Raw genomic sequence first — 26023 nt, 5'->3', positions numbered from 1 at the left:
GGTTCAGCCGCGCTTGTCTGGAGACACGAGCTCGGTCATCCGCACGCCGAAGCGCTCGCCGACCGTGACGACTTCGCCGCGCCCGATCAGCGTGCCGTTGACGAACACGTCGAGCAGCTCGTTGGCCTGGCGATCGAGCTCGATCACGCTGGATTCGCCGAGCGCGAGCAGTTCGCGCAAGGTCAGGCTGGTCGAACCGATCTCAACGGTCAACTTGACATCAACATCCTGGAGCAGCCGGAAATTGGCGGCGACGGCAGCATCTACGGGGAAGCCTCCGGTCATGTCGTTCATGCTGCAAATCCTTCGTCGAAACTGGTAATCGAGGTGAGCTGGATGGCGGCGAAGCCATTGGATGTGCCGACCGTGCCGCAGCCGAGCCGGTTGTTGCCGACCATCACCGGCACGTCGCCCGAGATGGTGATCGGGATCACGTCGCCGGGCTTCAGGTCCATCAGCATCGTCAGCTTGACGACCGGCTCGGCGAGCACCGAGCGGATCGGGAAGCGCACGTTCATCGCCGCCCGGGTCAGCTCGGTGCGCCAGGCTGGATCGGGCTCGGCCGACTTGCCGACGACCTTCGCGGTCAGCGACGGCGCATGCGGCTTGAGCGCGGAGACGGGGTAGACGAGATCGAGGAACACCGGCTTGGCGGCGCCCGCGGCGATGCCGAAGCGTGTGACGATCATCGCGTCCTCGCCGTCGAGATCGGCGATCATCGCCGGGTTGACCTCGACGCGGGTCGGCAGGAAGTCGAACCGCGCCATCGGCTCCCACGCGGTCTTCAGCGGCGCGGCGATCATCTGGCCGATCCGCGCGACCATCGCCTCGGCGGCAGGCGAGAATTCGGTCGGCAGCGTGTGCGGCGCGGCGCCGGTACCGCCGAAGAACATGTCGAGCATCTCGAGCACGAACTTGCCGTCCATGATGCACAGCGCCTGCGCCATCCCGGGCGTCATGATTAGCGGCAACCACGCGGTCAGCGCATCGCTGCGCTCCGCGCGGTAATCGGTGAAGCGCTGGACCACCAACGGCTCGGCCCAGCAGCGGACCTCTTGGCGCAGCAGCGGCTCGAACACGCCGCGCAAACCGCGCGCGAACCGTGCCGAGAGATGCTGCAACGAATGCAGGTCGCCGAACGGATTGAGCTTGGCCCCGCCGAGCACGCCCTGATGCAGCACGCCGTCCTTGGGCGCGCTGGAGCGATCCCGATCGCGTCGCTCGCGTGTCTTTGCTGAGGCCTCGTTAACCATGCTTCACTGAACAACGAAACTGGTAAAGTAAACGTTACCGATGCCGCCGAAGCCTTCCTTCTGCTTCAGCGTATCGTTGATAGATTTGGCGAGTCGGACCTGCAATTGGCGCTTGCCGTCGCTGCTCATCACCTGCTCCTCGGTGGTGTCGCCGAGCGTCATCAGGATGGCCGAACGGACCGCGATATCGTTGGTTTTCAGGTTGGTGATGACGGTGTCGTCATACGGTGTCGACACCGCGATCCCGACCTGGACGAAGTGTACCGAATCCTGGAGATTCGACATGAAATCCTTCTCCATCGGGTAGTAGGTCGAGGCGTATTTGTCGCCGCCCTGCCCTTCCGGGGTCTTCATGCCGTGGTTTTCGGGCGCTGCGTCATCGCCACCATGACCGCCGCCTTCGCCGCCCTCGGGAGCATGCTTCTGCTCGCTCTTGGGGAGGAGTTTGGGCTTGCCGTCGTCGACCTCGGCGTGGCCGCCACCTAACAGTCCGGCGCTGCTGGCATAGACGCCCGCACCGATGCCGCCGCCGACGAGCACCAGCAGCGCGACGCCGCCGATCAGCATCGTCTTCATCTTGCCCTTTTTCTTCGGGGCCGCGTCCGCAGTATCTTTCTTGTCGCTCATGTCAGGGTCCTTCAGGTCAAGCGATTCGGGTGTCTTCGGTGGGGTCTGCGATCACGGTGGATGCCGCGGTCGCGCGATTCGGCGCGTTCGTGGTTGCCGGTGCGCGCTGTTGGCTGGAACCGGCGTTGCTGCCCGCAGTGTCATCGCCGAGCATGGCTTGGCCGAGCTTCAGCCCTCGCGCTTCGGCCAGCTCGGCCAGCCGCGGCTGCGCATCGGCGAGCAAGGTCCGCGTCGCAGCCTGTTCGGCGTTGAAGTGGACGTGGACGGTGTCGCCATCCTTCCTCATCGACACGTCGATCGCGCCGAGCGCATCGGGGGTCAGGCGGATCCGCGTGTCGGTCGCGTTGGCGGCGTCGCGGAGCATGTCGATGCGTTCGATCATCGCGTGCGGCCAGCGCTCCTGCCGCATGTCCAGCGCGGCATGCTGCGCCGCCGCGGGTGCGCTCTGCACGAGCGGTGCAGGGGCAGCCGATCCGAACACGGACTCGAGCGATCCCGTCTTCGCTTCGGTGTCGTCACGCGCCTTGGAGGCCACCTGGATCGCCGCGCCGAACACCTGAGCCGCCGATGCGACCGTGCCGGGTTGCGGCTGAACCGCGCCGGGCTGCGCCACCGCAAGCGCGACCGGCGCCGTCGCCTCGGTCGTGGTCCAGCGCGGCGTGCCGATCACGGGGGGTGTCGCCGTCATTATCGGCACAGCGTCCGCTGAGGCGTCGGTCGGCACCGGACTGCGACCCGCCACCGTGCCATATCCAGCACTCGCCGGCATCGCGAACGGCACCGAAGAGCCCATCTGGACTGCCGACACCCTCTGCACCTCCATCATAGCCGCACCGAGGGGCGCCTCAGCGATCGGCGGCGGTGGCGAGGCGAGTACTCCCATGAGCGGTTGGGTGATCTGGCCGCCTTGGCCCGAAGTCCTCGCCATAGGCTTCGCCGTGCTTCCGGCTTTCACGAACTCCGGGACCTGCGGGGTAAGGAGCGTCGTGTTCGGGGCAACCTCACCGACCTGCGCGGGCAGCGGCAGGCTTGCGACCGGCGGCGCGACAGCACTGCTGCCAGGCATTTTTGCAAGCAGGTACGCCGTATCCGGTAGCGCCTGATCGTGAGGGATCCCGCCAAGCAGGGCCGGGTCGGCCAAGGCTGGGCGGGGCGCTACGGCAGGCACCGGCTCAGCCATTGCCGCGCTCCCGCCCGACGGCAGGTTCGCCGAACGCTTCGGTGCGGCGCGGGCCGCGGCCCCAGTCGGTTCGTCCGGCGAGGCACGCCCGTTCGGAAGGTCGGGACTATCCATCGCCCCGCGAGCCGCTTGCCTGTTCGCCGCCGGCTTTAGCGCGGCTTCAGGGGATGCCGCAACGACGTCAACAGGGCTTGAGCGGGTGGGAGATGGCGTGGCTGAAGCGACTACCTCGGGGCTCGCGGTGTCGGCAACCGCGGGGGCGACGAGCAAGGGCTGCATGACCCCGTCGTGTCGCGGTACTTCAGTAGGAGGCGCCTTGGTTGGCTCGGAACGTTCGGCAGGTACCAGATCGTCCGTTTCCACGCCTTGTTCGCTTCGGGATGAACGGGGAGGACGTGCGCCAAGCGCCTGCCGCCCAGCGGTGAGAGCCGGACGTACGGGAACCGGCACCGCTACCGTCGCGGGTAGAAGCGCGGCGTCCGGTATCACCAGTGACGCGTCCGGCTTGGTCGCCACGGGTTGGGGCGTAATCGCGGCCTGCCACGAGACTGCGCCGCCGCCGGCAAGAGCCGCGATCGGCAATCCGTTGCCGGTCGCGGCCCAGTCCTGCCGGGCGGAGGACGGCGATTGGAGATCGGGCGGCACGTCCCCGGTCGTCGCAGCGGGGGGCGCATCGTCGCTGGCCTGCGCAAAGGACTCCGCGAAACTGCCCGCTCCACCGCCTGCGACACCGCCCGCCTGTTGCGTGGTGATCGCTCGCAGGGTTGGGGACGTCGGAGAAAGGGTCGCGGTCTGGATCATTCGGGCACTCGGGTTCGGGCGTGTGCCCGTCACTCAGCAAGGATCGTGCCGAACCTTCCGGAACGCCGGTGCATCTTCCATTTCGCGGATCGCCTTCAGCACCGCATCGGCGTCTGCGCGGGCAAGCAGCTTTTCCACCGCGCTCTGATCGCGCTTGGCGGCGCGGGTCGCTTCGGTCGCGCGTTCGACATGGCGCTCGGCAGCGCGGACGCGTTCGACTGCGGCGGTGGCGGACTGGTGCAAGCGTTCGCGGTAATGCGCCGACGCCCCCAGCGACACCGCGGCGAGCGTCTCGTGGACCGGCGCGACCGCTTCGGCGAGCAGCGCGATACGGCCAGACAGCGTTTGTTCGCTGGCAAACTTGTCGTGCGCGCGCGCTTCGTCAGCACGGGTCAGCCCGAGCTGGAGCGTGCGGACGCGGTGGATGCGCGCCAGCGTCTTGCCGCGGGCATCCGCCATATCAGCCGCCGAACACGCCGGTCAGCTCGGCGACCGCGTCGTTCAACGAGACGTTTTCGTCGGCGTCCTGGCGGATATATTCCATGACTGCCGGGTGGCAGGCGATGGCGGCGTCGATCGCCGGATCGGCGCCGTGGCGATAGGCGCCCATCAGCACGAGATCGCGGTTTTCCTCATAGGTGGCGAGGTGGCGGCGGAGCGTGCGCGCGGCCTTGGCATGAGGGCCGTCGACGATATCGGTCATGACGCGGCTGACCGAGGGGCCGATGTCGATCGCGGGGTATACGCCGCGCTCGGCGAGTTGGCGGTTGAGGACGATGTGGCCGTCGAGGATCGAGCGCGCGGAATCGACCACCGGGTCGTTGCCGTCGTCGCCGTCCGCCAGCACCGTGTAGATCGCGGTGATCGAGCCGCCGGTGTGGACGTCGACGCCCGCGCGCTCGATCAGGTTCGGCAGCATCGCGATGGCGGACGGCGGATAGCCGCGTGCGGACGCGGGTTCGCCGAGTGCGAGGCCGATTTCGCGACCAGCGTGGGCGACGCGGGTCAGCGAATCCATGATGAGGAGCACTTTCTTGCCCTCGTCGCGGAAGGATTCGGCAATCGCGTGCGCCCGCAGCGCGCCGCGGATGCGGAGGACGGGCGAATGGTTGGCGGGGACGGCGACGACGACCGAGCGCTTGCGCGCTTCGCCGGCGACCTTGGTCTCGAGGAAGTCGGCGACTTCGCGGCTGCGCTCGCCGATCAGGCCGATCACGATCACGTCGGCCTGCGCGGCGCGGACGATCATGCCGAGCAGCACCGACTTGCCGACGCCCGAGCCGGCCATGATGCCGACGCGCTGGCCCTGGCCGATCGTCAGCAGGCCGTTGATCGCGCGCACGCCGACGTCGAGCGGTTCGAGCACGCGGCCACGGTCGAGCGGCGACTGGAGTTTCCCCGCAAGCGGCCAGCGTCCGGCGCCGCGGATCGGGCCGAGGCCGTCGATCGGCTTGCCGGCGCCGTCGACGACGCGACCGAGCATGGCTGCCCCGACTTCGGCCTCGCCCGGCGCGCCGATCGGCTTGACCGGTGCGCGCGGAAGTAGGGCCGCGGCGCCGCCGAGGTTCATCATCAACGTGCGGCCGTTGCGGAAGCCGATGACTTCCGCCTCGACGCTCGCCGCGCCTTCGCCGACCTGGCAGACGGTGCCGACCGGCAGCGTGAGGCCGACCGCCTCCATGAGCAGCCCGTCGAACGAGGCGAGCCGGCCGGAGACCTTTGGCTTGGCGACGAAATCGGCGTTGGAGAGGGTTTCGAGATAATCGGCGGTAAAGCGGTTCAGCATTTGGGCACCGGCACGCGATCGATCGCCTGCGCCAACTGGTCGAGCCACAGTTCCGGACCGTCCTCGACGATCGTCGACGCGCTTTCGAGCACGAAGCTGCCGCGCGCGACGCCGGGATCGCCGGCTGCGAAGATCGTCTTCGGCAGTCGGCCGTCGAGCAGCGCGACATCGTCCGGGTGGACGCGGAGCAGCGCGGATTCGGCAGAATCGGACAGGAGTTCAGCGGCGGTCTCGATCCGGCCGGCGAGGACGTCGGGGGCGATACCGACTTCACCGACAAGTTTCGAGACCAGGAACAACACCGTCTGGCGGAGCTGGGCGGCGACGCGGTCGCGGTCAATCCGGTCGTTGCCGAGCGCCGTGGCGAGGTCGCCGAGCAACGCGCCGTCGCGTGCGGCCGTCTCCTGCGCGGCGGCGGCCGCAGCGGCGAGACCTTCCGCGTAGCCGGCGGCATGCGCGTCGGCGAGCGGATCGATGAATGACGATTCGCTGACCGGATCGAGCGGATCCCAGCCCGCGGTCGGGTTCACGTCCTTGTCGGCGGGGCTGAAATGCTTCGGGGCACTCGGCTCCGAAGTAAAGTTCGGGGACGCGACATTGGTCGGCCGCGCCGTCACCCGCTCGCGGATATCCGCCGCGGCGAACCCGGAGGGCGGCGCAAATGCGCTCGCCAGGATGTGCGCGGTCGTCGTGTGGCGCGACGCGAAGCCCGCGGTGAAGCCGTTAGACATAATCGTCTTCCCCCCCGCCCATCTGGATCGTGCCGTCCTTCGCGAGGCCGCGCGCGATCGCGATCATCGCTTTTTGCGCTTCGAGCACTTCGGCGAGTTTCATCGGTCCGCGAGCCTCCATCTCGTCGCGGATGCCGTCGGCGGCGCGCGCGGACATGCAGCCGAGGAAACGGTTGCGGATCGTCTCGTCGACGCCCTTCAGCGACTTGGTCAGGATCTCGCTATCGACGTTGCGGATCAGCGTACCCAGGTTCTTGTCGTCGAGTTCGAGCAGGTTGTCGAAGACGAACATCGCCTCCTCGATCGCCTTGGCGACGTCGCGGTCGATCTTGAACAGTTTCGGCATCACGCGCTGTTCGGTCGCTTTGCGCGCGCCGGACAGGATCTTCGCCGCCTCGCGCGTGCCGCCCAGCGTCACGCCGGCGCCGGTCGAGCCCGTGCTGGTACGATTGGCGAGCAAGGTGCGCAGCGTATCGACCGCCTCGGGCGTGATCGGCCCAAGCCGCGCGATGCGGTGGAGGATGTCGGGCTGGACCGCGTCGGGCAGCAGCTCGAGCACCTGGCCGCCGACCGATGCGTCGAGGTTGGCGATCAGGACGGCGGCGATCTGCGGATGCTCCTTCTCGATCATCGCGGCGATCTCGGGCGCGTCGAGCCAGTCGAGCAGTTCGAGCTCGCACGCGGCCTCGGCCGGCGTGATCCGTGCGAGCACGCTCTCGGCCTTTTCGCGGCCGAGCGCGCGGTTCATCACCGCCTCGATCTTGGGGCGGGGGTCGAACCCGATCGCGGTCCGCTCGCGCGCGCGGTCGACGAAATCGTCGAGCACGTCCTCGACTTCCTGCTCGGACACGTCGGCGACCTTGAACATCGCTGCGCCAAGCTGGCGGACTTCCTCCGGCTCGAGCTTCTGGAGGATGGCCGCGGCCTCCTCCTCGCCGACGAGCATCATCAGCACCGCGGCGCGCTCGACGCCGGTGTAGGTTCGGATGGCGACTTCGCTCACTTCGCGTCCGCCTTGATCATGTCGCGCACGGCCAGCGCGGCGCGCGTCGGATTGTCGCGGGTGAAGCCGCGGACCGCACCGATGCGGTCGTCATAGCCGCGCGTGTTCTCGAGCTGGTCGAGGCTGACGGGGGCGGCGACGCCGATCCCGGCGGGCGCGCCCTCGCCATCGACCTCGCCGATCGGCTGGCCGAAGGCAGGACGCGTGGTGGCATCCTCGCGCTTCTTCATCAGCGCCTTGGCGATCGGGCGGACGCCGAGCAGCAGCACCAGCAGCGCGATCAGGATCGCAGTGCCGTTGCGCGCGAGCACCGGCAGCCACGCATTGTCGTACCAGGCGGGGCCGGCAGCGGCATCGGTGGCGCCCGCGAACTTGCGGCTGATGACCGTCACGTTGTCGTTGCGCGCCTGATCGAAGCCGACCGCGCTCTTCACGAGATCGCTGATCTGGTTGATCTCCATCGCGGTGCGGCGGCCCTTGTCGGGATCGCGCAGGAGGACGGCGACCGAGAGGCGCTTGACCCCGCCCGGCGTGGCGCGCGTGACCGACACTTCGCGGCCGAGGTCGTAGGCGCGCTGATACTGGTCGGACTGCTTCATCGCGTCGGGGGCAGGGCCGCCGGCGACCGGCTGCGCACCGGTGTTGCCGGTCGCCGGCTGCGGGGTGGAGAGCGTGCTCGCGGCAGGCGGCGTGTTGCTCAGCGCACCGGGGATTCCGCCCGGAGCAGCGCCCGCGCCGTCCTTCTGGTTGCCGGTCCAGTTGCCCGTCTCGGCGCGCAGGACGCCCTGCTTCTCGTAGCTTTCGCGCGTCGCCTGGCTCTCGTCGAGATTGACGTCGGCCTGCACCTCCGCGGTGAAATTGCCTGCGCCCACGAGTGGCGTCAGCAGCGCGATTAGCTGGGTGCGATACTTGTCCTCGACGCGGCGCTGGATATCGATCCGCGCGTCGCTCGCCGCCCCTGCACCGTCGTTGCCGCCGGCTTTGGTGAGCAGTGCGCCCATCTGGTCGACGATCGTGACGGCCTCGGGCTTCATGCCGGGGACCGACGAGGCGACGAGGTTGATGATCGAGCTGACCTGCGCATCGCTCAGCGAACGGCCGCCCTGCAACTTCAGGATCACCGACGCCGACGGCGCGGCGTTGTCGCGCACGAACACCGAGGCTTCGGGCATGGCGAGATGCACGCGCGCCTCCGCAACCGCGTCGATCTCCTCGATCGACTTCGCCATTTCGGATTCACGCGCTTGGCGGAGACGTTCGCCTTCGACCGCGCGCGAAACGCCCATCGGCAACTGATCGAGGATCGCATAGCCGCCGGGCGCCGCTTTCGGCAGGCCCTGGCCGGCGAGCAGCATCTTTGCGCGGCTGTAATCGTCCTCGCCGACGGTCAGCGCGCCGGTGCCTTCGTCGATATGGCTCTTGATGTTCGCCGTCGTCAGCGCGGACGTGACCGCGGCCTTGTCCGAATCGGGGAGGCCGCTGAACAGCGTCTTCTGCGTCGGCGTCGACAGGCTCATCCACGCAAGCGCGGCGGCCGCAATGAGGCCGACCATCAGCGCCATCGGCAGCGAGCGACGGACCGCCGGCTGCGCAAACGCGCCCTTGATCTGCTGGAGGGGGTTGGCGAACCGTTCGGTGCCGCCGGGCGACGTGGGGATGAGTGCGGTGCTCATGTCAGACCGGCATGCTCATGATATCCTTGTAGGCGGACAGCAGCTTGTTGCGGACCTGCAACGTCGCCTCGAAGCCGACCGACGCCTGTTGGCGGGCGAGCATCACCTTCGCGATGTCGACCGTCTCGCCGCGCTCATAGCTTTCGCTGAGCTTGGCGGCCTGGGTCTGGCCGTCGTTGACGCTCTTCAGCGCGGTTTCCATCGTGTCGGCAAAGCTGGTCGGCTTGACCGTCTCGGTCGGCGCGACGTTCCCGGCGGCACCAGCGCGCGAGAGCGCCTGGTTGCGTTCGAGGATCTGCGAGCGCAGCGCCATGACGCGGTCGACGCTCATCGCGCCGCCGCCAATGCCTGAGACGCCGCTCATGCCGAGGCTGCCCAATTCTGTGCGCTGCCGATGTCGTCACCCTGTTCGCGCGCCTTGGCGAGGCGATAGCGCAGCGTGCGTTCGGAGATGCCGAGGCGCTTGGCGGTCTCGATACGGCTGCCGTTGCACGCCTTGAGCGTCTCGCGGATCGCCGCGAACTCGCTCATCTGGACGATGTTACCCAAGGTCTCGGGTTCGGCCGGCGTTGCGACTGGTGCGATCGGCGTCACTGAAGCTGTGCGCTGAAAGGTCATCGTCACCGGACGGTCGAACACGATGTGGTTCGCCTCGATCGTGTCGCCGCCGCAGAACAGCAGCGCGCGCTGGATCACGTTCTCCAGCTCGCGGACGTTGCCCGGCCAGTCGTGCAGCATCAGCTGCTCGATCGCGGCGTGGCTCGGCCAGGGGATGACGTTGCGGTTGCCGGCATGACGCAGGATCAGCGTCGCGGCGAGCGCGGGAATGTCCTGCGGGCGCTCGGCCAGCGACTTGGTCGCGAGCGGGAACACGGCGAGGCGGTAATAGAGATCGGCGCGGAACCGGCCGGCAGCGACTTCGGCGTGAAGATCGCGGTTGGCGCAGGCGATGACGCGGACGTCGATCGGCTGCGGCACCGAGGCACCGAGCGGCACGACCTCGCGCTCCTGCAACACGCGGAGCAGCTTTGCCTGCAATTGCAGCGGCATCTCGGCGATCTCGTCCAGCAGGATGGTGCCGCCATTGGCTGCGCGGAAAAACCCGTCGCCGCCCGCCGACGCGCCGGTGAACGCGCCCTTCTGGTGACCGAACAGCAGCGCTTCGAGCATCGATTCGGGGAGCGCGGCGCAGTTGATCGCGATGAACGGCTTGTCTTTCCGCGCGGAGCCGTTGTGGATGGCGCGGGCGAGCACTTCCTTACCGGTGCCGGTCGGGCCGTTGATCAGCACGGTGATGTCGGCGGCGGCGACGCGCTCGGCAAGCGCGAGCAGCGCGAGCGATTCGGGGTCGGCGGCGGTCGGCATCTCGGGCCCACCGATCAGCGCGCGCGCGAAGCCGTTGCCGACCGCGGTGTCCTCTGCGGCAAAGCTGATCCGCGCCGGTGAACCGTCACGCGACGGGGTCACTTCGCGCCCCTGGCAACCGATCACCACGGTGCGGGCGGGGGCGGTGATGCCCTCGCCATCCGCGACCAGGAGCAGGTCGTTCGGCCCAGGCTGCGCGGTCTCGAACGAGCCCACACCGAACCCCTGCGCGCGCAGCGACGAGACGAGCGCGTATTTCCGCGAAGTGACTGCAGCTGATGGAAAAATCGAACGCATGGAAAGGGCCCCCTGAACGAATCGGGGAATGCACCACTATTGGTAAATTCGTGGTTAAACGCTGCCGGCACCGGCAAGTTATTTCCGGGCGCACCCACGCGGGCACACGCGGACATATACCGGGCACGTTCGCGCGCGCGGAAGCGCTCGCCTGCGTGTGCCAGCCCGCGCGCGAAGCCGAATTTTTTCCCTAAATCTCCGCGGAAGCCGGCCGTTACTCACTTTGACGGCACGGGACTTCGCCATGGGGGCGGCGCGGATCGTCTGACACTTTACGGAGTTTTCGCTATGACTGTTATCGGAACAAACGTCTCGGCGCTGCGATCGGCAAACGCGTCGAACAGCGCGAGTAGTGCACTGGCGACGTCGATGGAGCGCCTGTCTACCGGCAAGCGTATCAACTCCGCGAAAGACGACGCTGCCGGCCTCGCGATAGCCAGCCGCATGGGCAGCCAAGTCAAGTCAATGGCCGTAGCCGTCCGCAATGCAAACGACGGCATCTCGATGGCGCAGACCGCAGAGGGCGCACTTGGTGAGGTCACCAATATGCTGCAGCGCATGAAGGAACTTGCAACGCAATCCGCCACCGGCACGCTGGGTTCGTCGGAGCGCAAGGCACTTCAGTCGGAAGTCACTCAGCTGACGTCGCAGATTGATTCAATTTCCAAGACAACGAACTTCAACGGCATCAACCTGCTCGACGGTTCGTCGAAGAACGTTAAGCTCCAGACCGGTACCAACGCGAGCGAAACGACTTCGATCTCGTTTGCTGGCGTATCGAGCAACGACCTCGGTTTGTCGGCGTCGAGTGCTGCGGGTCAGGTGACGACGGGACGGATTGGTACCCCTGGTACGGCGTTGGCACTCGCGGACGTAACATTCAACGGCGTTTCGGCTTTCTCTGCGGCTAACCCGACGATCAACAACGCCACCACGCTAGTTGCCGCAGTCAACGCCAACACCGCGGCAACCGGTGTAACCGCCACTGCGTACAATGAAGTCAGCGGTTCTGCACCGACTGGTACGTCATGGGCTGCTGGCGACCTGTCAATCAACGGCGACAGCGTTGGCGCGGCGTCGAGCGTCGACGAACTCGTGAGCAACATCAATCGTGATGTCGCCGGGGTGACGGCGAGTCTAAAAGACGGCAAAATCGTCCTAACCAATGACACGGGATCCGACATCACGATCAACGCCGGCGCCAATGCAGGAGCATCCAAAGCCGGCCTCACAGTTGGCGGAAATGCTGGTTTTGTATCGTTGAAGACAGCTGACGGAAGTGATCTCAAGATCGCGGGGACGGCTGACGCCGCCGAGCTTCAAGCGCTCGGTCTAAACAAGACTGCCGACAATGGCGGTGTCACAGGAACCGTGGTTACAAACACCGCGTTTGCCGCGACCCAGAAGCTGTCGATCAATGGAATTGCGATTGGTGCTTCAACGGACGCGAGTGCCGCCTCCAAGGCTGCTGCGATCAATTCGGCGTCCGCGAAAACTGGCGTCGTTGCTAGTGCGAAGACGACGGTGACTGTCGCTTTCGATCCAGCTCAGTTCGACGGAACGAACTCGATCAGCGTCAACGGCGTCGAGATCAAGCCCGCGGATGGTAAGATGGACACCGTTGTCGCTGCCATCAACCTGCAGAAGGCGAATACCGGGGTAAGCGCTAGCGCCGATAAGGACGGCAAGCTCGTGCTGACTTCCGAAGCCGGTGCCAACATTACCGTGGATAACAAGGACACGACCAATGGATCTCCGCTGGCGACTAGCGGTCTGAAGGACGGAAACGGTAGTGCGGTCACGCTTGGCACGGCCGCCTACGGTTCGATATCGTTGACCAGCGTTGATGGAGCATCCATCCGCGTAGATGGCAGTGACGCCAGCGCGATGGGCTTGGCGAAGCAAGGTGGTACCGCAGGAGCAGGTCTGGGCGGTAAGGCGTTGTCGATTGAAACTCAGGATGCGGCGTCCGCGGCGATGGCGAAGATCGACGCAGCGCTCGACAAGGTTTCGGCGACGCGTGGTGATCTCGGTGCAATCCAGAACCGCCTGCAGGTGACGGTCAACAACCTGACCACCACTTCGACGAACCTGTCGGAAGCCAAGAGCCGCATCGAAGACACTGATTTCTCGGCGGAAACGACGGCTCTCGCTAAGGCGCAGATCCTGAGCCAGGCATCGACCGCGATGCTCAGCCAGGCGAACCAGAGCCAGCAGAGCGTTCTGAAGCTGCTTCAGTAATCCGGACCGGCACCGGCACCGCCCCCCAAGGGTATCGGTGCCGATCGGACCCGCCTTGCTTCCCAGAAGCGGGGGGCGGAGAAAACCTCGGTGGCGCAAGCCACCGGGGTTTTTGCGTGTCTGGCTCCTTAGCGCTCCCGACTAGAACGAGAAGGACGTGAGCAGCAGCACACCGAGCTGGCTGGTCTCGCGGTAGCGCACTTCGATTTCGCCCGCAGGCAGCACAGCGTCCGCTATTATACCCTTGCCAAGGACGCGGACGCTCGGGTCGACGACCGCGCCGATCCCGAAGTTGAAGCTTTCCTTGCTGTCCGGGCTGCGGCGAAAACCGACCATGATGCCCATGCCGATCGCATCGATCACATCGTCCGATCCGGGGCGCAAGGCGATGAACGGCCCTATGCCCCACATCTTCTGGCCCGGTGTGATGATGTTGCCGTAATCGTCCCGGTCGTCCGCGTAATTCCTCGATCCGAAGAGGAAGCTCTTGTTCGGCGTGAAGAAATAGTGCGACTCGAGCATGATGCGGGCGTTGACGTTGTTCTTGTCGGTGACGCGAACGATGCCGTTGGAGTCGAGCATTGCCGTACCGATGCGGTCGCTGCTGCCCACATCGCCTGTGTATGAAACGCCGATACCGAAATCCAGTCCGCCGAACGGTTGGCGCCCGGCACCGGCACCGGCACCGGCAGAAGCGTCGGCGGGCGGCTTGTCGGGTTTGTCGGATTTGGGCGGCAATACCTCGGTACTGGTGCTCGTCGTATTCGTCGTCTTTTGACCCGAGCCATCGGGGGCTGCCGTCAGGGTGACCGCAGTCGTGGTGACCGTCTTGTTGGATGGGAGACTCGCGGGTGCCGTTGCCGCGATGCTGTCGGGCGTGGAGTCACGGTCCAGCGCTTTGAGTTCCGATGCGATTACGGCTTCACGCATGGACAGATCGGTCCGTGCCTTTTCGCGTTGTTCGAGCAATTCGGCGCGCCTGGCTTCGCGCCACTGGTCGGCGAGCTGAGCCGAGGTCCGCGTTTGCGCGGTCGCACGCTCGGGCGATAGCGCGATCATCAGCGTCAGTGTGGTTACTGCGATGGATCTAATCGTCGTCATGGTCGCCCCCCGATAGCTCGAAGGGAAAGATGTTGCGGGAAGAGTGCTTGGTCTACAGGAGGTAGCTCCGTATTGGAGGCAACACCTCAGTAGTAAATTGCCGGTCCGGTCAGATTTGCCGTGCCAGCGCCTTCTTCAGCTTCGCATGCGCGGCTGCCTTTATCTGGCACACCCTTGCCGATCCTACGCCGAAGACTTCGCCGATCTCTTCGAGGTTGAGTTCATCGACATAGTATAGCTGGATCACCTGCGCTTCGCGTTCCGGCAAGGCGGTGATGGCGGCGATCAGGGCTTCGCGCATGTCGCTGTCGGCGAGCTGCTCGAATGCGTCCGGCGTGTCGTCGGCGAACCACGGGAGGTCGTCCGCATACATCTCGTCGATCGAGTCGAAGCGGATCGAGTCGGCGGTGACGTAGTCGGTGCGGAGTTTTTCGATCGTCACGCCGATATGCTCTGCGATCATGTCTTCTCCGGGAGCCTTGCCCGTGCGGGCGGTTAGCGTCGAGATCGCTTCGGCGTACTGGCGGCGGCGGCGCATCGCGCCGCGCGTGCTCGTAGCCTGGCGGCGGAGTTCGTCGATCATGCTGCCGCGCAGGCGGGTGATCAGGTAGGTCTTGAACGGAAGCCCGCGCTCGTCGAAATTCGCGGCGGCTTCGACCAGCGCGACCAGGCCGACCTGGATCAGATCCTCGACCTCGACGCTGCTGCTCATGCTGCCGTGGACGTGCCAGGCGATCCGGCGGACGAGCGGCAGGTGCTGTTTGACGAGCTGGTCCGCGTCGCCGCCGGGGCGTTGGTGCGGGCGGTACGTCAAAGGCTGGGCATCGGCGAAGGCGCCGCGCATCGGGAGGGCGCTCACGCTGCGAGCGCCTGCTGCGAGGCGCCGATGACCGCGACGACTTCGACCGCCTTCTCCTCGGGCACTTCGAAGAACGACATGACCGGCGTATCGGGCAGGCACGTCCGCACCAGCTTGCGGATGGCGATGCGGATGGTCGGCTGGACGACCAGCGCGAACGGTTTGGCCTCGGCGATCAGCGGTTCGGCGGCGCGTTGCAGCGCCTCGACGATGCGGCGGCCGAGATCGGGTTCGATGACGTGGCGGCGCGATTGATCGGCGCGCATCGCCTGGCCGAGCAGACCTTCCAATTGACCCTCCAACGTCATGACGCGCAGCGGTTCGCGCACGCCGCACAGTTTCTGGATGATGAGCGCGCCGAGCTCGGGGCGGATCGTCTCGATGATCTCCTCGGCGTCCTGCGTGCGCTGCGCCGCGACCGCGATCGCGCCGGCGATGCGACGGAATTCCTTGAGCGGGACGTTCTCCGCGAGCAGGCCTTTCAGGACCTGAGTCAGCGTCGTGATCGGCAGCGGCGCGAGTGCCGCGACCAGTTGCGCGGCGCGCTCCTTGAGGCCGTCGAGCAGCGCCTGTACTTCGTCCTGGCCGAGCAACTCGGACGCGTTCTGGCCGAGCAGGTGGTTGAGGTGCGTCGCCATCACCGTGCCGGGATCGACCACCAGATAGCCTGCACCGGTCGCCGCATCGGCATCGCCCGCATCGACCCAGGTGGCGTCGAGCCCGAAGGTGGGATCCTTGACCTTCTTGCCGAACAGGTCGCCGAACGCCTGCCCGGTGTCGAGCGCGAGCATCTCGTCGGGCGACACGGTGTCCTCGCCGACGACGACGCCGTTGACGAGGATGCGATAGACGTACGGCGCGAGGTTGATGTCGTCGCGGACGCGAACCTGCGGCACGACGAAGCCAAGTTCCTTCGACAATTGGCGGCGGACGCCGGTGATGCGCCCCATCAGCGGCGACCCGCGACGCTCGTCGGCGAGCGGCACCAGGCCGTAGCCGATGTCGAGATTGACCTGCATGCCGTCGGTGACTTCCTCCCAGCCGATCTTCGACTGGTCGATCGTCTCGACGGGGACGACCACGACGGGGGCAGGGCGGCGCTCGATCTGGCGCAGCTTCCACGCGACGAATCCGGCGATCGCCGCGGCGGGCAGGATCACCATGTGCGGCATGCCGGGCAGGATGCCGAGCAGCGCGAGGATCACCGCGACCGGCGTCCAGGTGCGGGGCGACCCGAACTGGCCGCCGATCTGGCCGGCGAGATCCTTGTCGGAGGTGACGCGCGTCACGATCGAGGCGGCCGCGATCGACAGCATCAGGCTCGGCAGCTGCGCGACGAGCGCGTCGCCGATCGCGAGCAGGATGTAATTGTGCGCGGCATCCGCGATCGTCATGCCGTGGCTGACGGGGCCGAGGATCAGGCCGCCGATGATGTTGGCGGCGAGGATCAGCATCGCCGCGACCGCATCGCCCTTCACGAACTTCGACGAACCATCCATCGAGCCGTAGAAATCGGCTTCGGTAGAGACTTCGACGCGGCGCGCCTTGGCTTCGTCGGGGGTGATCAGGCCGGCGTTGAGGTCGGCGTCGATCGCCATCTGCTTGCCTGGCAGCGCGTCGAGCGTGAAGCGCGCGCTGACTTCGGAGACGCGGCCGGCGCCCTTGGTGACGACGATCATGTTGATGATCATCAGGATCGCGAAGACGAAGATGCCGACGACGTAGTCGCCGCCGATCAGGAACGTGCCGAACGCCTCGATCACATGACCCGCCGCGCTCTCGCCTTCGTGGCCGTGGACCAGCACGATGCGGGTGGAGGCGACGTTGAGGCCGAGGCGGAAAAGGGTGGCGAACAGCAGGACGGTCGGGAAGGCGGAGAAATCGAGCGGCTTCTGCGCGTTCAAAGCGACCATCAGCACCGCGAGGCTGATCGCGATGTTCGCTACGAAGAAGATGTCGAGCATGAACGCCGGGATCGGCACGACCATGACGAGCACGAGCAGCAGGATCGCGAGCGGCAGGACCGACGCGCGCGCGTTGGAGAGGATGCGGTTCATCGCTTAGCCGCCCAACCGTGCGAGCATCATGTAGGCGAGCCGCGCGGTATCGGGGGTCGGGCGGAGGATGCTGGCGGCGGCCTGCGTCGTCTTGCCGGTGAACTTGCCCATTGCCGTGGTCGCCCACGCGAGCGCGTCGTCGGCGCTTTCGTTGTTGCCGGTGATGACCGTGCTGCCATTCATGTCGAGCGCCTGCGCGGCGTAGTTGGCGGGTGTCGCGGTCGCGCTTGCCCCTGCGGCGGCACCGCCGAGCTTGTCGGCGAACCGGTCGTAGATCGCCGACAGCGTGCGCGGCTGGTTGTTCGAATCGTAGAAGACGTTGTGGTTCGCGCGCGCCGCGGCGGGGAAGAGCGCGGCGCCGCTGGCTTGTGGGTTCGCCTGCATCGTTTTCAGGAACTTGGTCGCGCCACCGAGCCCCATGAAGTGCGCCATATAGAGGTCGGTGCCGGACGCCGGGCGGTTCAGCGTGACTTCGAGCGACGCCTTGTTATCCGACGCATATTCGGCGGCCATCAGCGAGGCTGCGTTGGGATCGTTGCGCAGCGCGAGGATCGCCGCCTTCGTGCCGGCATCGCCAACCGAGAGGCGGCCGCTCGACGACTGGCCGATGCTGTTCGCAGCCCACGCCATGCCGTGCTCGGCGCCGTGCTTCTTGACGACGGAGAGCCAGCTCTGTTCGATGAACTGGTAGAGGCCCGATGCGCTCGACGTGCCGGCCTTGGCATTGGCGTTGAGCCCGCTCTCGAGCTTCGCCTGGCCCAGCAGATAGTCGAAATCCACGCCCGTCTTGCTGCTCGCAAGCGCGATCGCGGACTGGATCCGGCCGGTAGTGATAGGATTGACGGTCATGCCCGTGTGCGGTGCCCCTGGTTCAGGGGGTGCTCAGCAAGGGGCGTGCCAGTTTTGGTGTTCGTTCCGCCGCCAATCGTCATTCCCGCGGAGGCGGGAACCCATACTGGCTAGCCGTGCGGTAGAATCGCATGCGCTGGAGGATATCGATCCCCGCCTGCACGGGGATGACGAAGCTGAGATGGCGGAGGTTAGGAAGAGTGGGCGCGCTACTTAAGCGTACGCCGCCCTCAACCCCGGCCGATACCCGGCAACGGCACCGTCGCCGGTCAGGGTTTGCAGGCGGCGGCGAACATTTGCCGCCATCAAATTGGTGTAGATCCGGCACGTCTCGTTGAGCCGGTTCGCTTCGTCCGCCAGCTCGCGAATCTCGGTGCCCGCGGGGCCGGTGCCCAGCAACGCGACCTGTTCGATTCCGGCGAGCTTGTCCGCGGTCGCGCGCTCGAGGCTAGCGACGTCGTTCGACTTCAGCGCGGCGATCTCGGCATGCAGCGCGTCGATCACGCAGATCAGGGCTTTACGCCGCTTCATTGGAATTCCAGGCGAGGCTGAGCGCCATCAGCCGATCGGCGATGGTCGCGGGAAGGATGGGGAAGGTGCCGCTTGCGATCGCCTTCTTGATCTCGGCGACGCGCGTCGCGTTGATCGGCGGCGATGAGGCCATCGTCCTGGCCAATGCCAACGAGTCCGAGAGGACCGGGTTCTGCGCCTGTGCCGCGGCTTGCGGCGAGGGCTGTACCGGAGTCTGAACGGGCGTCGTCGGCGTCGTGGCGGCGACGCGCACGACGGAACGATCTCCTGCTACTGACGGCTTCGCGCCGATCGAGTCCACCATGTCCGCATCCTTTGGTTTGCGATGACATCAGCAGGAACGGCCGCACGGCCAAAAGCTTTAGCAAGATTAATCTGTTTGCCGAATTTAGCGCGGACCTCAGTTCGACCAGCCGGGCAGCGTCGCGTGGCCAGCCTCGACGGCGATCGCCTGGACCGGCGTACGCGTGTCGTCGACCTTAACCATGAAGCGGCCGCCGGGTGCGGCATCGCCCATCGCGACGCCCTCGCGGCTGATCGAGAAGCCCTCCGTGCCCGCCTCGATCACGATCGGATCGCCGCGCTTGATGACTGGCGCGACCTTCACGGCTGGCGCGAACGAGGCGGCGACCGCGGCGGGCGCGTTGGCCGGGCGGACGACCTGCACGAAGATCCGCCATGCCGGCCCCGCGCATGATACGACCACCGCGTCATGCTGTTCGGAGCGCCACGACAGCGACACCGTAGGGCAGGTCGCGAGCCGCAACCTCGCGTCGATCGGCGTGCGTGCGCCACCCTCGGCGCCCGTCGGCCGGCCGGTGAACGCGGCAACCGAGCGATCGAGCGCGGCGGTATCCTGGAAGCTCGCGGCCATGAGCAGGAACGGGATGATCATTGAGCGGTCCTTTGAACGTCACCCTGTGGGGGTTCGCCGACAAAGGCGACGGAGACGATGGCGGCGCGGCGGCCGGGTTTGGTGGCGGTGACGATCGCGACGCGGGACGGCGCGACCGCAGCGAGCGCAGCGGCAACCGTGCGCGCGCGGTCTGCGGCTAGGATCGCGGCGCTACCGGTGACGCGGTCGATATCCGCGGACGTGCCGTCGGTGGAGCCGGTGACGGTGAGCATGACGCGAGGGTCGCGTGCCGCTTCCCGCGCCCAGGCGACGAGCGCGCCCGGCGTGGTCGGCAGGATCGCCGAACCCGGCGCGAAATCGAGGATGCCGGCGGCGGCTACGGGCATCGGCGTCGGCTCGGTGTCGTTCGCGCCGAAGCCTTCGCGGATACCCTTTGCCAAATCCTTGCCGCCGATATGTTGGGTCGCCTGGAGCAGCACGAGGAAACCGACCAGCAACAGCGCGAGGTCGGCGAGCGTGATCAGCCAGAGCGGCTTGCCGGTCGGCGTATCGGGATACTCGCTCGCGTTCACGCGACGGTGGCCAGAACTGGCGCGCCATAACCGCGCGGTGTCTCGCGTTCGGCCAGCGCGACGAGCGGCGCTTCGATACGCGCGCGCTCGAACGCCTCGTTGCGCCCCTGCGCGCGCAGGCGGTTGGCGATCGGCATGAACAGCAGGTTTGCGAACAGCGCGCCGTACAGCGTGGCGAGCAGCGCCACCGCCATCGCGCCACCGATCGCGCCGGGATCGCTCATCGTCGCGAACATCTGCGCGAGGCCGATCAGCGTGCCGACCATGCCCATTGCGGGCGCGACCTCGGCAGCACCGGCCCAGACGTCGGCGGCGGCGACGTGGCGTTCTATACGGGCGCGACGGCGATGCTGGACGAGCGTCGCGACGTCGGTCGCAGAGCTGCCGTCGACGATCGCGGCGATGCCGGCGGCGACGTCACTGTCGGTGATGACCGAGCGATCGAGCGCCATCACGCCGTGGCGCTTGGCGATCCGCGATAGCGCAGTGATCTGGAGCAGCAGCGGATCGGCATCGAACCGGCCGCGGCCGAGCGTCGTGACCGCGGCCAGCGCGCGGCCGAGGTCGCGGAAGGGCGTGCGAAGAACGACGGCGACAGCGGTGCCGCCACCGACGATGGCGAGCGCTGCGGGGTCGAGCAGTTGTGCGAGCGTGATCATGTGCGTGGGGCGATGCAAGGGGCGGGCCAGTTGCATACCCGTCATGCCGGGCACTTCGGCTACACTCAGGAGAGCCTCGTTTCGCAACCACCAATCCATGTCGTCGATGGCTTCGGGTTTGCGGAGCGATGGGCCCGGGACAGGTCCAGCGTGGCGGGGTGGGTAGGGAGCCGCAACTCCTCGCCCAAATCACTACCCCGGCGGAGGCCGGGGCCCAATTGGGGGACGCCGCTAACTGCGGATGCGCTTCGTTACTGCAACCTCTCCAATTGGGCCCCGGCCTCCGCCGGGGTGGTGGAGATGGCGGAGTGACAGCGCCCCCTTCCTTGTTCTCCCGCGAAACATAGTGGTGGGGCGGGGCGCCGGGTGTTGCCGCCCCAACGCGCCGAGCGGCAACCGCCTTGCCGCCCGCCCCTGCAACACCGGCAATCTCTTGCCGTTCGCCTTGCCGCCGCGTTGCCGCCTCCCGGCAAACCGCCATTCCCTACCCTGATCGCCAAAACTGGCACGGCCATTGCTTATGTCCGGTTGCGCAATGGTTGCGCCAGGAGACGGGCTTGTGTCAGGCGACACGCTTTTCGGGGTTCACGGGGCGGCACTCGAGGTGCGCTCGCAGCGCATGGGTGTGCTGGCGTCGAACATCGCCAACGCCTCGACGCCCGGCTTCAAGGCGCGCGACATCGATTTCCAGGCCGCGCTCGCGTCGGTCGAGAACGATGGCGGCACCAATGCCGCAACCAAGTTCCGCATCCCGACGCAGACCTCGATGGATGGCAACACCGTCGAGCTGAGCCAGGAGCAGACCGCGTTCGCCGAGAACGCCGTCCAGTATCAGACGACGCTGTCGTTCCTGAACGGGCGGATCGGCCAGATCACCCGCGCGCTGAAGGGAGATTAAGCCATGTCCAACCAGCCCATGACGATCTTCCAGGTCGCCGGCCGCGCGATGTCCGCGCAGCTCGTCCGGATGAACACCACCGCGTCCAACCTCGCCAATGCCGGCGGCACCGCCGGGTCCGCCGAGGCCGCCTACAAGACGATGAAGCCGGTGTTCCGCACCAGCTTCGATGCGGCGAGCGGCATGTCGACGGTCGACGTCGAGCGCGTCGTCACCGCCGGTGAAGCGCCGACCAAGCGCTACGACCCCGACAACCCGATGGCCGACAAGGATGGCAACATCTTCGAGGCGGCGGTCGATGAAACCCGCGAGATGGTCGACATGATGGAGACCGCCCGCAGCTACCAGAACAACATCGAAGTGATGAACACGGCCAAGTCGCTCATCATCGATACCCTCAAGCTAGGCCGCTGATCATGGCAACCTCCTTCGACTCCACGCTCTCCAGCATCGGCATTACGCGCTCGTCGGCTGCCACGGCCACAAAGACGACGACGGCCGCTGCGGCAGGTTCGCTCAACCAGAACGACTTCCTGAAGCTGATGACCGCGCAGATGCAGAACCAGGACCCGTTCAACCCGGTCGACAACACCCAGATGGTCGCGCAGATGGCGCAGTTCTCTTCGCTCGCCGGCATCTCCGAGATGAACACAACGATGAAGGCGATCTCCGACAAGCTCGGCGCGACCAGCGCGAGCGATGCGATGGGGTATGTCGGCAAGACCGTCCTGACCGAGGGCGGCACCGCGTACGGTCGTACCGGCGGCGGGATCGCGGGTTCGGTCGAGCTGGCGGGCGCGGCGAGCGGCGTCAACGTCACGATCAGCGACGCGAACGGCGCCGCGCTCCGGACGCTGGCGCTCGGGCCGCAGGCCAAGGGCACCGTCGGCTACGATTGGGACGGCAAGGACGCGGCCGGCGCGGATGCCGGCAGCGGCCCGTTCACCGTCAGCATCAACGCGCAGAACAACGGCACCACGGTCGCCGCGACCGGGCTGGTCTGGGCGCCCGTCCAGTCGGTTTCGACCACCACCGGTTCCACCATCCTCACCCTTCCCGGGATCGGCGAAGTGCCGGTCAGCGCAGTCCGCCAGATCGGCTGATCGCACCCTCGATTTCAAGGAGTTAAACGCATGTCCTTCTACACTTCGCTTTCCGGTCTCCAGGCATCGCAGACCGAGATGTCGACGATCTCGCACAATCTGGCGAACGTCTCGACCAACGGCTTCAAGAAGAGCCGCACCGATTTCGCCGACGTGATCGCATCCAGCGTGTCGGTCGCGCCATCGCAGCAGATCGGCTCGGGCGTCATGGTCAAGGGCAACCGCCAGCAGTTCGCGCAGGGCAATCTGATCCAGTCGGCAAACGCGCTCGATCTCGCGGTGTCGGGCGACGGTTTCTTCGTGGTGAAGCCCGAGACCGGCTCGTCGCAGGTCAACTTCACGCGCAACGGCGGCTTCCTGGTCGATGCCGATCGCTTCGTGGTCGATTCGAACGGCAGCCATCTCCAGGTCTATCCGGTCGACGGATCGGGCAGCGTCGTCGCCACCGGGCTCCAGTCCGCGATCAGCCTGCAGCTGCCCGAGACGAGCGGCACCGCGGCCCCGACCAAGGCGGTCACGCTGGGCGTCAACCTCAACGCGAGCTCGAAGCTCCCGACCACCGCGACCTTCGATCGCTTCGATCCGTCGAGCTACAACCAGTCGGCGCAGACCACCGTCTACGACGCGTCGGGCAACGCGATGACGCTGACCAATTATTTCAAGCGCACCTCGGTCTCGACCGATGCGAACACGCCGAGCACGTGGGAAGTCCACAGCTTCGTCGGCGACAAGGAACTGATGACGGGCGGCGTTGCCGGTTCGACGATGACGTTCGACGGAGCGGGCAAGCTGACCGCGCCGACCGCGCCGATCACCTATGACGAGTTCACCACCGCCGGTTCGGCGACCCCGCAGCAGATCGCGTTCAGCTTCGGCGACGCCACCACGCAGAAGGCGAGCGCGTTCGCGGTCAACTCGCGGACGCAGGACGGCAAGGCGGTCGGCCAGATCCAGGGCGTGACGATCGACGAGAAGGGCATCGTCAAGGCGAGCTTCTCGAACGGCGACACGCAGGCGCTCGGCCAGGTGATGCTCGCCAATTTCTCGAACCCCGAGGGCCTGCGCCAGCTCGGCAACAGCTATTGGTCGTCGACCGGCGTGTCGGGCACCGCAAAGCTGGGTGAGGCGGGCTCGAACGGCTTCGGCAACCTGATGTCGGGCACGATCGAGCGGTCGAACGTCGACATCACCGAGGAGCTGGTCAGCCTGATCGCGGCACAGCGCAATTTCCAGGCGAATTCGAAGGCCCTGGATACCGCCAGCCAGATTTCGCAGACCATCTTCAACATCCGCAGCTAATCGACAGCGGACGGGGGACCCTGAATGGACAAGCTGGTCTATACCGCGGCGACGGGCCTGCGCGCGCACATGGCGGCGCAGGCGGCGATCGCCAACAACATGGCGAACGCGTCGACGACCGGCTTCCGCGCCGATCGCGTGGTGTTCGACCGGCTGAACCTGAAGGGCGACGGCACCGCGCTGGAGGCACGCGCGCCGACGTCGGAAGAAGTCACCGACGCGGACCGCGCACCCGGCGCGATCCAGTTGACCGGTCGTCCGCTCGACGTCGCGATCACCGGCACCACCGCATGGCTGGCCGTCCAGGCGTCGGACGGCTCCGAAGCCTACACGCGGCGCGGTGATCTGGAGGTTGCGCCATCGGGCGTGCTCCAGACCGGCGACGGGCATCCGGTGATCGGCTCGGGGGGGCCGATCACCCTGCCGCCCTACCAGTCGCTGTCGATCTCGGCCGATGGGACGATCTCGATCATCCCGCAGGGTGGCGACGCGAAGGACCCGCAGGTCATCGACAAGCTCAAGCTCGCCGACACCAAGGGGTCGGACACCGTCAAGGGGCTCGACAACCTGCTGCGCGTCAAGGGCGGGGGGACGCTGCCCGAGGATCTCGATGCGAAGGTGCAGGGCGGTGCGATCGAGGGATCGAACGTCAACATGACGCGAGCGCTGGTCGACATGATCGAGAACCAGCGCAGTTACGAAGTCCAGGCCAACATGTTGAAGTCCGCCAAGGACATGGATGAAAGCGGTGCATCGCTGATGCGCCTGCCGAGCTAGAAGGAACCGACGAATGTCATCCGCAGCCATGCATATCGCGCGTACCGGGCTCGACGCCCAGGATACCCGCATGCGCGTCATCTCGAACAACCTCGCCAACGTGAACACCACGGGCTTCAAGAAGGACCGTGCGGCGTTCGAGGCGCTCGCCTACCAGACCGTGACGACGCCCGGCGCGCAGAGCACCGCGGAGACGAAATACGCCACCGGGCTCAACCTCGGCACCGGCGTCCGCCTCCAGGGTACGGCGCGGATCGACACGCAGGGTGCGATGCAGACGACCGGCAACAGCCTCGATCTCGCGCTTGACGGCGATGGCTATTTCCAGGTGCAGATGCCCGGCGGCACGCTCGGCTATACCCGCGCCGGCAATTTCTCGCGCTCGGCCGAGGGCCTGCTGGTCACCAGCGAAGGCTATCAGGTGCAGCCCAGCATCACCGTCCCCGAGGGTACGACCGCGATCACGGTCGGCTCCGACGGTACCGTGTCCGCGACCGTTCCCGGCCAGACCGAGGCGACGCAGATCGGCCAGATCCAGGTTGCCAACTTCCCGAACGGCGCAGGGCTCCAGGCGACCGGCGACAACTACCTCGTCGAGACCGCCGCCAGTGGCGCCGCCAATGTCGGCGTCGCTGGGCAGGACGGTCGCGGCAACATCAAGCAGGGCATGCTCGAGGCGTCGAACGTCAACGTCGTCGAGGAACTCGTCGACATGATCGAGACGCAGCGCGCGTACGAGGTCAATTCGAAGATGATCTCGGCGACTGACGACATGCTCAAATACGTCAACCAGAACATCTGATCGTGATGCGCAACGCTCCTTTCGCCGCGCTCGCCGGCACGCTCCTCATCGCCGGGCTCGGCGCGTCCCCGGTGGACGCCAGCCTGTTCGGCAAGAAGGCACCGCCCGAGGATTTCTCGGTCGCGCGCCCCCTGCCGGTCGTGCCGGTGCCGGTCGTCGCGACCGGCTCGATCTTCCAGGCGCAGGACGGCTACGCGGCCCTCTATGAAGGCTGGCGCGCGCGCAAAGTCGGCGATCCGCTGACGATCGTGCTGGTCGAGCGCACCGCCGCGTCGAAATCGTCGGGTTCGAAGCTCGACAGCAACGGCGGGGCGAGCATCACGCCGCCGACCACCGGCGCGCTCAACCTGTTCGGCAAGAGCGATGCGACGATCAGCGGCGGGCGCAATTTCAACGGCACCGGCGCCGCCGACCAGGCGAACTCGCTGTCGGGTGAAGTCAGCGTCACCGTCGCGCAGGTCTATCCCAACGGCACGATGCTGGTGCAGGGCCAGAAGCGCGTCACGCTCAACCGCGGCGATGAGTTCCTGAAGATCAAGGGCCTCGTCCGTACCGCCGACGTGGATGCGAACAACCGCGTGCTGTCGACGCGAGTCGCCGACGCGCAGATCTCGTACACCGGCAAGGGCGACGTCGCCCGCGCCGGCCGCCAGGGGTGGCTCGGCCGCTTCTTCTCCGTCGTCAGCCCTTTCTAAGGCCGTGA

The 26023-nt window shown here is 66.7% G+C and carries 27 protein-coding genes and 2 pseudogenes; 9 read left to right on the top strand and 20 right to left on the bottom strand.

Annotation, left to right across the window (positions count from 1 at the left end; genetic code table 11):
• Positions 1-3: 3 nt before the first annotated feature.
• The 11 genes from fliN to IFT67_RS10805 all read right to left on the bottom strand — a co-directional run bounded on the left by fliN (position 4) and on the right by IFT67_RS10805 (position 10716).
• The gene (gene fliN, locus IFT67_RS10855) at positions 4-294 is read right to left on the bottom strand and encodes a flagellar motor switch protein FliN (protein ID WP_056054132.1); all 291 of its coding nucleotides are present in this window, start codon (positions 292-294) and stop codon (positions 4-6) included.
• Entirely contained in the window at positions 291-1253 is a 963-nt protein-coding gene (locus tag IFT67_RS10850) for a flagellar motor switch protein FliM (RefSeq protein WP_192238325.1), read from the bottom strand. The genes fliN and IFT67_RS10850 overlap by 4 nt, the downstream gene beginning before the upstream one ends.
• 3 nt (positions 1254-1256) lie before the next feature.
• A complete protein-coding gene (locus tag IFT67_RS10845; protein ID WP_192238324.1) occupies positions 1257-1880 on the bottom strand; it encodes a flagellar basal body-associated FliL family protein in 624 nt (207 codons plus the stop codon).
• A 16-nt stretch (positions 1881-1896) separates the two neighbouring features.
• Positions 1897-3060, bottom strand: coding sequence for a flagellar hook-length control protein FliK (locus IFT67_RS10840; RefSeq protein ID WP_192238323.1), 1164 nt, complete (start codon positions 3058-3060; stop codon positions 1897-1899).
• Positions 3061-3894: 834 nt separating this feature from the next.
• Positions 3895-4320, bottom strand: coding sequence for a hypothetical protein (locus IFT67_RS10835; RefSeq protein ID WP_192238322.1), 426 nt, complete (start codon positions 4318-4320; stop codon positions 3895-3897).
• 1 nt (position 4321) lies between these two features.
• Positions 4322-5647 (bottom strand): FliI/YscN family ATPase, encoded by a 1326-nt coding sequence (locus IFT67_RS10830; protein ID WP_192238321.1) that lies wholly within the window; start codon positions 5645-5647, stop codon positions 4322-4324.
• Complete coding sequence (locus IFT67_RS10825) at positions 5641-6378, bottom strand: FliH/SctL family protein (protein WP_192238320.1); 738 nt, start codon at positions 6376-6378, stop codon at positions 5641-5643. The genes IFT67_RS10830 and IFT67_RS10825 overlap by 7 nt, the downstream gene beginning before the upstream one ends.
• Positions 6371-7381, bottom strand: a complete 1011-nt coding sequence (gene fliG / locus IFT67_RS10820) for a flagellar motor switch protein FliG (RefSeq protein WP_056485113.1) — start codon at positions 7379-7381, stop codon at positions 6371-6373. The genes IFT67_RS10825 and fliG overlap by 8 nt, the downstream gene beginning before the upstream one ends.
• A complete protein-coding gene (gene fliF / locus IFT67_RS10815; RefSeq protein ID WP_192238319.1) occupies positions 7378-9054 on the bottom strand; it encodes a flagellar basal-body MS-ring/collar protein FliF in 1677 nt (558 codons plus the stop codon). Before fliF ends, fliG begins: the two co-directional genes overlap by 4 nt.
• A 1-nt stretch (position 9055) precedes the next feature.
• The gene (fliE, locus tag IFT67_RS10810) at positions 9056-9418 is read right to left on the bottom strand and encodes a flagellar hook-basal body complex protein FliE (protein WP_187504370.1); all 363 of its coding nucleotides are present in this window, start codon (positions 9416-9418) and stop codon (positions 9056-9058) included.
• Positions 9415-10716 (bottom strand): sigma-54 interaction domain-containing protein, encoded by a 1302-nt coding sequence (locus IFT67_RS10805; RefSeq protein ID WP_192238318.1) that lies wholly within the window; start codon positions 10714-10716, stop codon positions 9415-9417. Before IFT67_RS10805 ends, fliE begins: the two co-directional genes overlap by 4 nt.
• Before the next feature lie 288 nt (positions 10717-11004).
• On the opposite strand from IFT67_RS10805, the pseudogene IFT67_RS10800 reads away from it, so the two are divergent.
• Both IFT67_RS10800 and IFT67_RS20990 read left to right on the top strand, forming a co-directional pair.
• Positions 11005-12411 (top strand): annotated as a pseudogene (locus IFT67_RS10800) (flagellin); the annotation flags it as partial.
• A 291-nt stretch (positions 12412-12702) separates the two neighbouring features.
• Positions 12703-12957 (top strand): annotated as a pseudogene (locus IFT67_RS20990) (flagellin); the annotation flags it as partial.
• A 141-nt stretch (positions 12958-13098) separates the two neighbouring features.
• Here IFT67_RS20990 and IFT67_RS10795 read toward each other — a convergent pair.
• The 9 genes from IFT67_RS10795 to IFT67_RS10755 form a co-directional block, all read right to left on the bottom strand.
• Positions 13099-14058 (bottom strand): hypothetical protein, encoded by a 960-nt coding sequence (locus tag IFT67_RS10795; RefSeq protein ID WP_192238316.1) that lies wholly within the window; start codon positions 14056-14058, stop codon positions 13099-13101.
• A 109-nt stretch (positions 14059-14167) separates the two neighbouring features.
• Positions 14168-14917, bottom strand: a complete 750-nt coding sequence (locus tag IFT67_RS10790) for a FliA/WhiG family RNA polymerase sigma factor (protein ID WP_342450605.1) — start codon at positions 14915-14917, stop codon at positions 14168-14170.
• Positions 14914-16974, bottom strand: coding sequence for a flagellar biosynthesis protein FlhA (gene flhA / locus IFT67_RS10785; protein WP_192238315.1), 2061 nt, complete (start codon positions 16972-16974; stop codon positions 14914-14916). The genes IFT67_RS10790 and flhA overlap by 4 nt, the downstream gene beginning before the upstream one ends.
• Positions 16975-16977: 3 nt before the next feature.
• Positions 16978-17823, bottom strand: coding sequence for a lytic transglycosylase domain-containing protein (locus IFT67_RS10780; RefSeq protein WP_192238314.1), 846 nt, complete (start codon positions 17821-17823; stop codon positions 16978-16980).
• A gap of 213 nt (positions 17824-18036) precedes the next feature.
• Entirely contained in the window at positions 18037-18354 is a 318-nt protein-coding gene (locus IFT67_RS10775) for a flagellar protein FlgN (RefSeq protein ID WP_192238313.1), read from the bottom strand.
• Positions 18341-18658 (bottom strand): flagellar biosynthesis anti-sigma factor FlgM, encoded by a 318-nt coding sequence (flgM, locus tag IFT67_RS10770; RefSeq protein WP_192238312.1) that lies wholly within the window; start codon positions 18656-18658, stop codon positions 18341-18343. The genes IFT67_RS10775 and flgM overlap by 14 nt, the downstream gene beginning before the upstream one ends.
• Positions 18659-18754: 96 nt before the next feature.
• Entirely contained in the window at positions 18755-19249 is a 495-nt protein-coding gene (locus IFT67_RS10765) for a flagella basal body P-ring formation protein FlgA (RefSeq protein ID WP_192238311.1), read from the bottom strand.
• Positions 19246-19782, bottom strand: coding sequence for a hypothetical protein (locus tag IFT67_RS10760; protein ID WP_192238310.1), 537 nt, complete (start codon positions 19780-19782; stop codon positions 19246-19248). Before IFT67_RS10760 ends, IFT67_RS10765 begins: the two co-directional genes overlap by 4 nt.
• Complete coding sequence (locus IFT67_RS10755) at positions 19779-20486, bottom strand: motility protein A (RefSeq protein WP_446740814.1); 708 nt, start codon at positions 20484-20486, stop codon at positions 19779-19781. Before IFT67_RS10755 ends, IFT67_RS10760 begins: the two co-directional genes overlap by 4 nt.
• A 574-nt stretch (positions 20487-21060) precedes the next feature.
• On the opposite strand from IFT67_RS10755, the gene IFT67_RS10750 reads away from it, so the two are divergent.
• The 7 genes from IFT67_RS10750 to IFT67_RS10720 are packed head-to-tail and all read left to right on the top strand — an operon-like array spanning position 21061 to position 26015.
• The gene (locus IFT67_RS10750) at positions 21061-21339 is read left to right on the top strand and encodes a flagellar basal body rod protein FlgB (RefSeq protein WP_056485319.1); all 279 of its coding nucleotides are present in this window, start codon (positions 21061-21063) and stop codon (positions 21337-21339) included.
• A gap of 3 nt (positions 21340-21342) precedes the next feature.
• Positions 21343-21753 (top strand): flagellar basal body rod protein FlgC, encoded by a 411-nt coding sequence (gene flgC / locus IFT67_RS10745; RefSeq protein ID WP_056485088.1) that lies wholly within the window; start codon positions 21343-21345, stop codon positions 21751-21753.
• Positions 21754-21755: 2 nt separating this feature from the next.
• Positions 21756-22442 (top strand): flagellar hook assembly protein FlgD, encoded by a 687-nt coding sequence (locus IFT67_RS10740; RefSeq protein WP_192238309.1) that lies wholly within the window; start codon positions 21756-21758, stop codon positions 22440-22442.
• 30 nt (positions 22443-22472) lie between these two features.
• A complete protein-coding gene (locus IFT67_RS10735; protein ID WP_192238308.1) occupies positions 22473-23741 on the top strand; it encodes a flagellar hook protein FlgE in 1269 nt (422 codons plus the stop codon).
• A gap of 24 nt (positions 23742-23765) precedes the next feature.
• Positions 23766-24518 (top strand): flagellar basal-body rod protein FlgF, encoded by a 753-nt coding sequence (flgF, locus tag IFT67_RS10730; RefSeq protein WP_192238307.1) that lies wholly within the window; start codon positions 23766-23768, stop codon positions 24516-24518.
• 13 nt (positions 24519-24531) lie between these two features.
• Positions 24532-25320: a flagellar basal-body rod protein FlgG gene (gene flgG, locus IFT67_RS10725; RefSeq protein ID WP_192238306.1), complete on the top strand. Its 789-nt coding sequence runs from the start codon at positions 24532-24534 to the stop codon at positions 25318-25320.
• Positions 25321-25325: 5 nt separating this feature from the next.
• Positions 25326-26015, top strand: a complete 690-nt coding sequence (locus tag IFT67_RS10720) for a flagellar basal body L-ring protein FlgH (protein ID WP_192238305.1) — start codon at positions 25326-25328, stop codon at positions 26013-26015.
• Positions 26016-26023 lie beyond the last annotated feature (8 nt).

Source organism: Sphingomonas sp. CFBP 13728 (assembly GCF_014841895.1).
Lineage (GTDB): Bacteria > Pseudomonadota > Alphaproteobacteria > Sphingomonadales > Sphingomonadaceae > Sphingomonas.
This window is presented reverse-complemented; position numbering and strand designations above follow the sequence as displayed.

Excerpts from the sequence above, each read along its gene's own strand:
- IFT67_RS10830 (WP_192238321.1), bottom strand. The coding sequence starts at position 5,647 with ATGCTGAACCGCTTTACCGCCGATTATCTCGAAACCCTCTCCAACGCC.
- flgF (WP_192238307.1), top strand. The coding sequence starts at position 23,766 with ATGGACAAGCTGGTCTATACCGCGGCGACGGGCCTGCGCGCGCACATG.
- IFT67_RS10780 (WP_192238314.1), bottom strand. The coding sequence starts at position 17,823 with ATGACCGTCAATCCTATCACTACCGGCCGGATCCAGTCCGCGATCGCG.
- flhA (WP_192238315.1), bottom strand. The coding sequence starts at position 16,974 with ATGAACCGCATCCTCTCCAACGCGCGCGCGTCGGTCCTGCCGCTCGCG.
- IFT67_RS10755 (WP_446740814.1), bottom strand. The coding sequence starts at position 20,486 with ATGACGGGTATGCAACTGGCCCGCCCCTTGCATCGCCCCACGCACATG.
- flgC (WP_056485088.1), top strand. The coding sequence starts at position 21,343 with ATGTCCAACCAGCCCATGACGATCTTCCAGGTCGCCGGCCGCGCGATG.
- IFT67_RS10840 (WP_192238323.1), bottom strand. The coding sequence starts at position 3,060 with ATGGCTGAGCCGGTGCCTGCCGTAGCGCCCCGCCCAGCCTTGGCCGAC.
- IFT67_RS10795 (WP_192238316.1), bottom strand. The coding sequence starts at position 14,058 with ATGACGACGATTAGATCCATCGCAGTAACCACACTGACGCTGATGATC.
- IFT67_RS10845 (WP_192238324.1), bottom strand. The coding sequence starts at position 1,880 with ATGAGCGACAAGAAAGATACTGCGGACGCGGCCCCGAAGAAAAAGGGC.
- fliN (WP_056054132.1), bottom strand. The coding sequence starts at position 294 with ATGAACGACATGACCGGAGGCTTCCCCGTAGATGCTGCCGTCGCCGCC.
- IFT67_RS10740 (WP_192238309.1), top strand. The coding sequence starts at position 21,756 with ATGGCAACCTCCTTCGACTCCACGCTCTCCAGCATCGGCATTACGCGC.
- flgM (WP_192238312.1), bottom strand. The coding sequence starts at position 18,658 with ATGGTGGACTCGATCGGCGCGAAGCCGTCAGTAGCAGGAGATCGTTCC.
- IFT67_RS10805 (WP_192238318.1), bottom strand. The coding sequence starts at position 10,716 with ATGCGTTCGATTTTTCCATCAGCTGCAGTCACTTCGCGGAAATACGCG.
- flgG (WP_192238306.1), top strand. The coding sequence starts at position 24,532 with ATGTCATCCGCAGCCATGCATATCGCGCGTACCGGGCTCGACGCCCAG.
- fliF (WP_192238319.1), bottom strand. The coding sequence starts at position 9,054 with ATGAGCACCGCACTCATCCCCACGTCGCCCGGCGGCACCGAACGGTTC.
- IFT67_RS10835 (WP_192238322.1), bottom strand. The coding sequence starts at position 4,320 with ATGGCGGATGCCCGCGGCAAGACGCTGGCGCGCATCCACCGCGTCCGC.
- IFT67_RS10735 (WP_192238308.1), top strand. The coding sequence starts at position 22,473 with ATGTCCTTCTACACTTCGCTTTCCGGTCTCCAGGCATCGCAGACCGAG.
- IFT67_RS10825 (WP_192238320.1), bottom strand. The coding sequence starts at position 6,378 with ATGTCTAACGGCTTCACCGCGGGCTTCGCGTCGCGCCACACGACGACC.
- fliE (WP_187504370.1), bottom strand. The coding sequence starts at position 9,418 with ATGAGCGGCGTCTCAGGCATTGGCGGCGGCGCGATGAGCGTCGACCGC.
- IFT67_RS10720 (WP_192238305.1), top strand. The coding sequence starts at position 25,326 with ATGCGCAACGCTCCTTTCGCCGCGCTCGCCGGCACGCTCCTCATCGCC.
- IFT67_RS10765 (WP_192238311.1), bottom strand. The coding sequence starts at position 19,249 with ATGATCATCCCGTTCCTGCTCATGGCCGCGAGCTTCCAGGATACCGCC.
- IFT67_RS10750 (WP_056485319.1), top strand. The coding sequence starts at position 21,061 with ATGGGTGTGCTGGCGTCGAACATCGCCAACGCCTCGACGCCCGGCTTC.
- IFT67_RS10775 (WP_192238313.1), bottom strand. The coding sequence starts at position 18,354 with ATGAAGCGGCGTAAAGCCCTGATCTGCGTGATCGACGCGCTGCATGCC.
- IFT67_RS10850 (WP_192238325.1), bottom strand. The coding sequence starts at position 1,253 with ATGGTTAACGAGGCCTCAGCAAAGACACGCGAGCGACGCGATCGGGAT.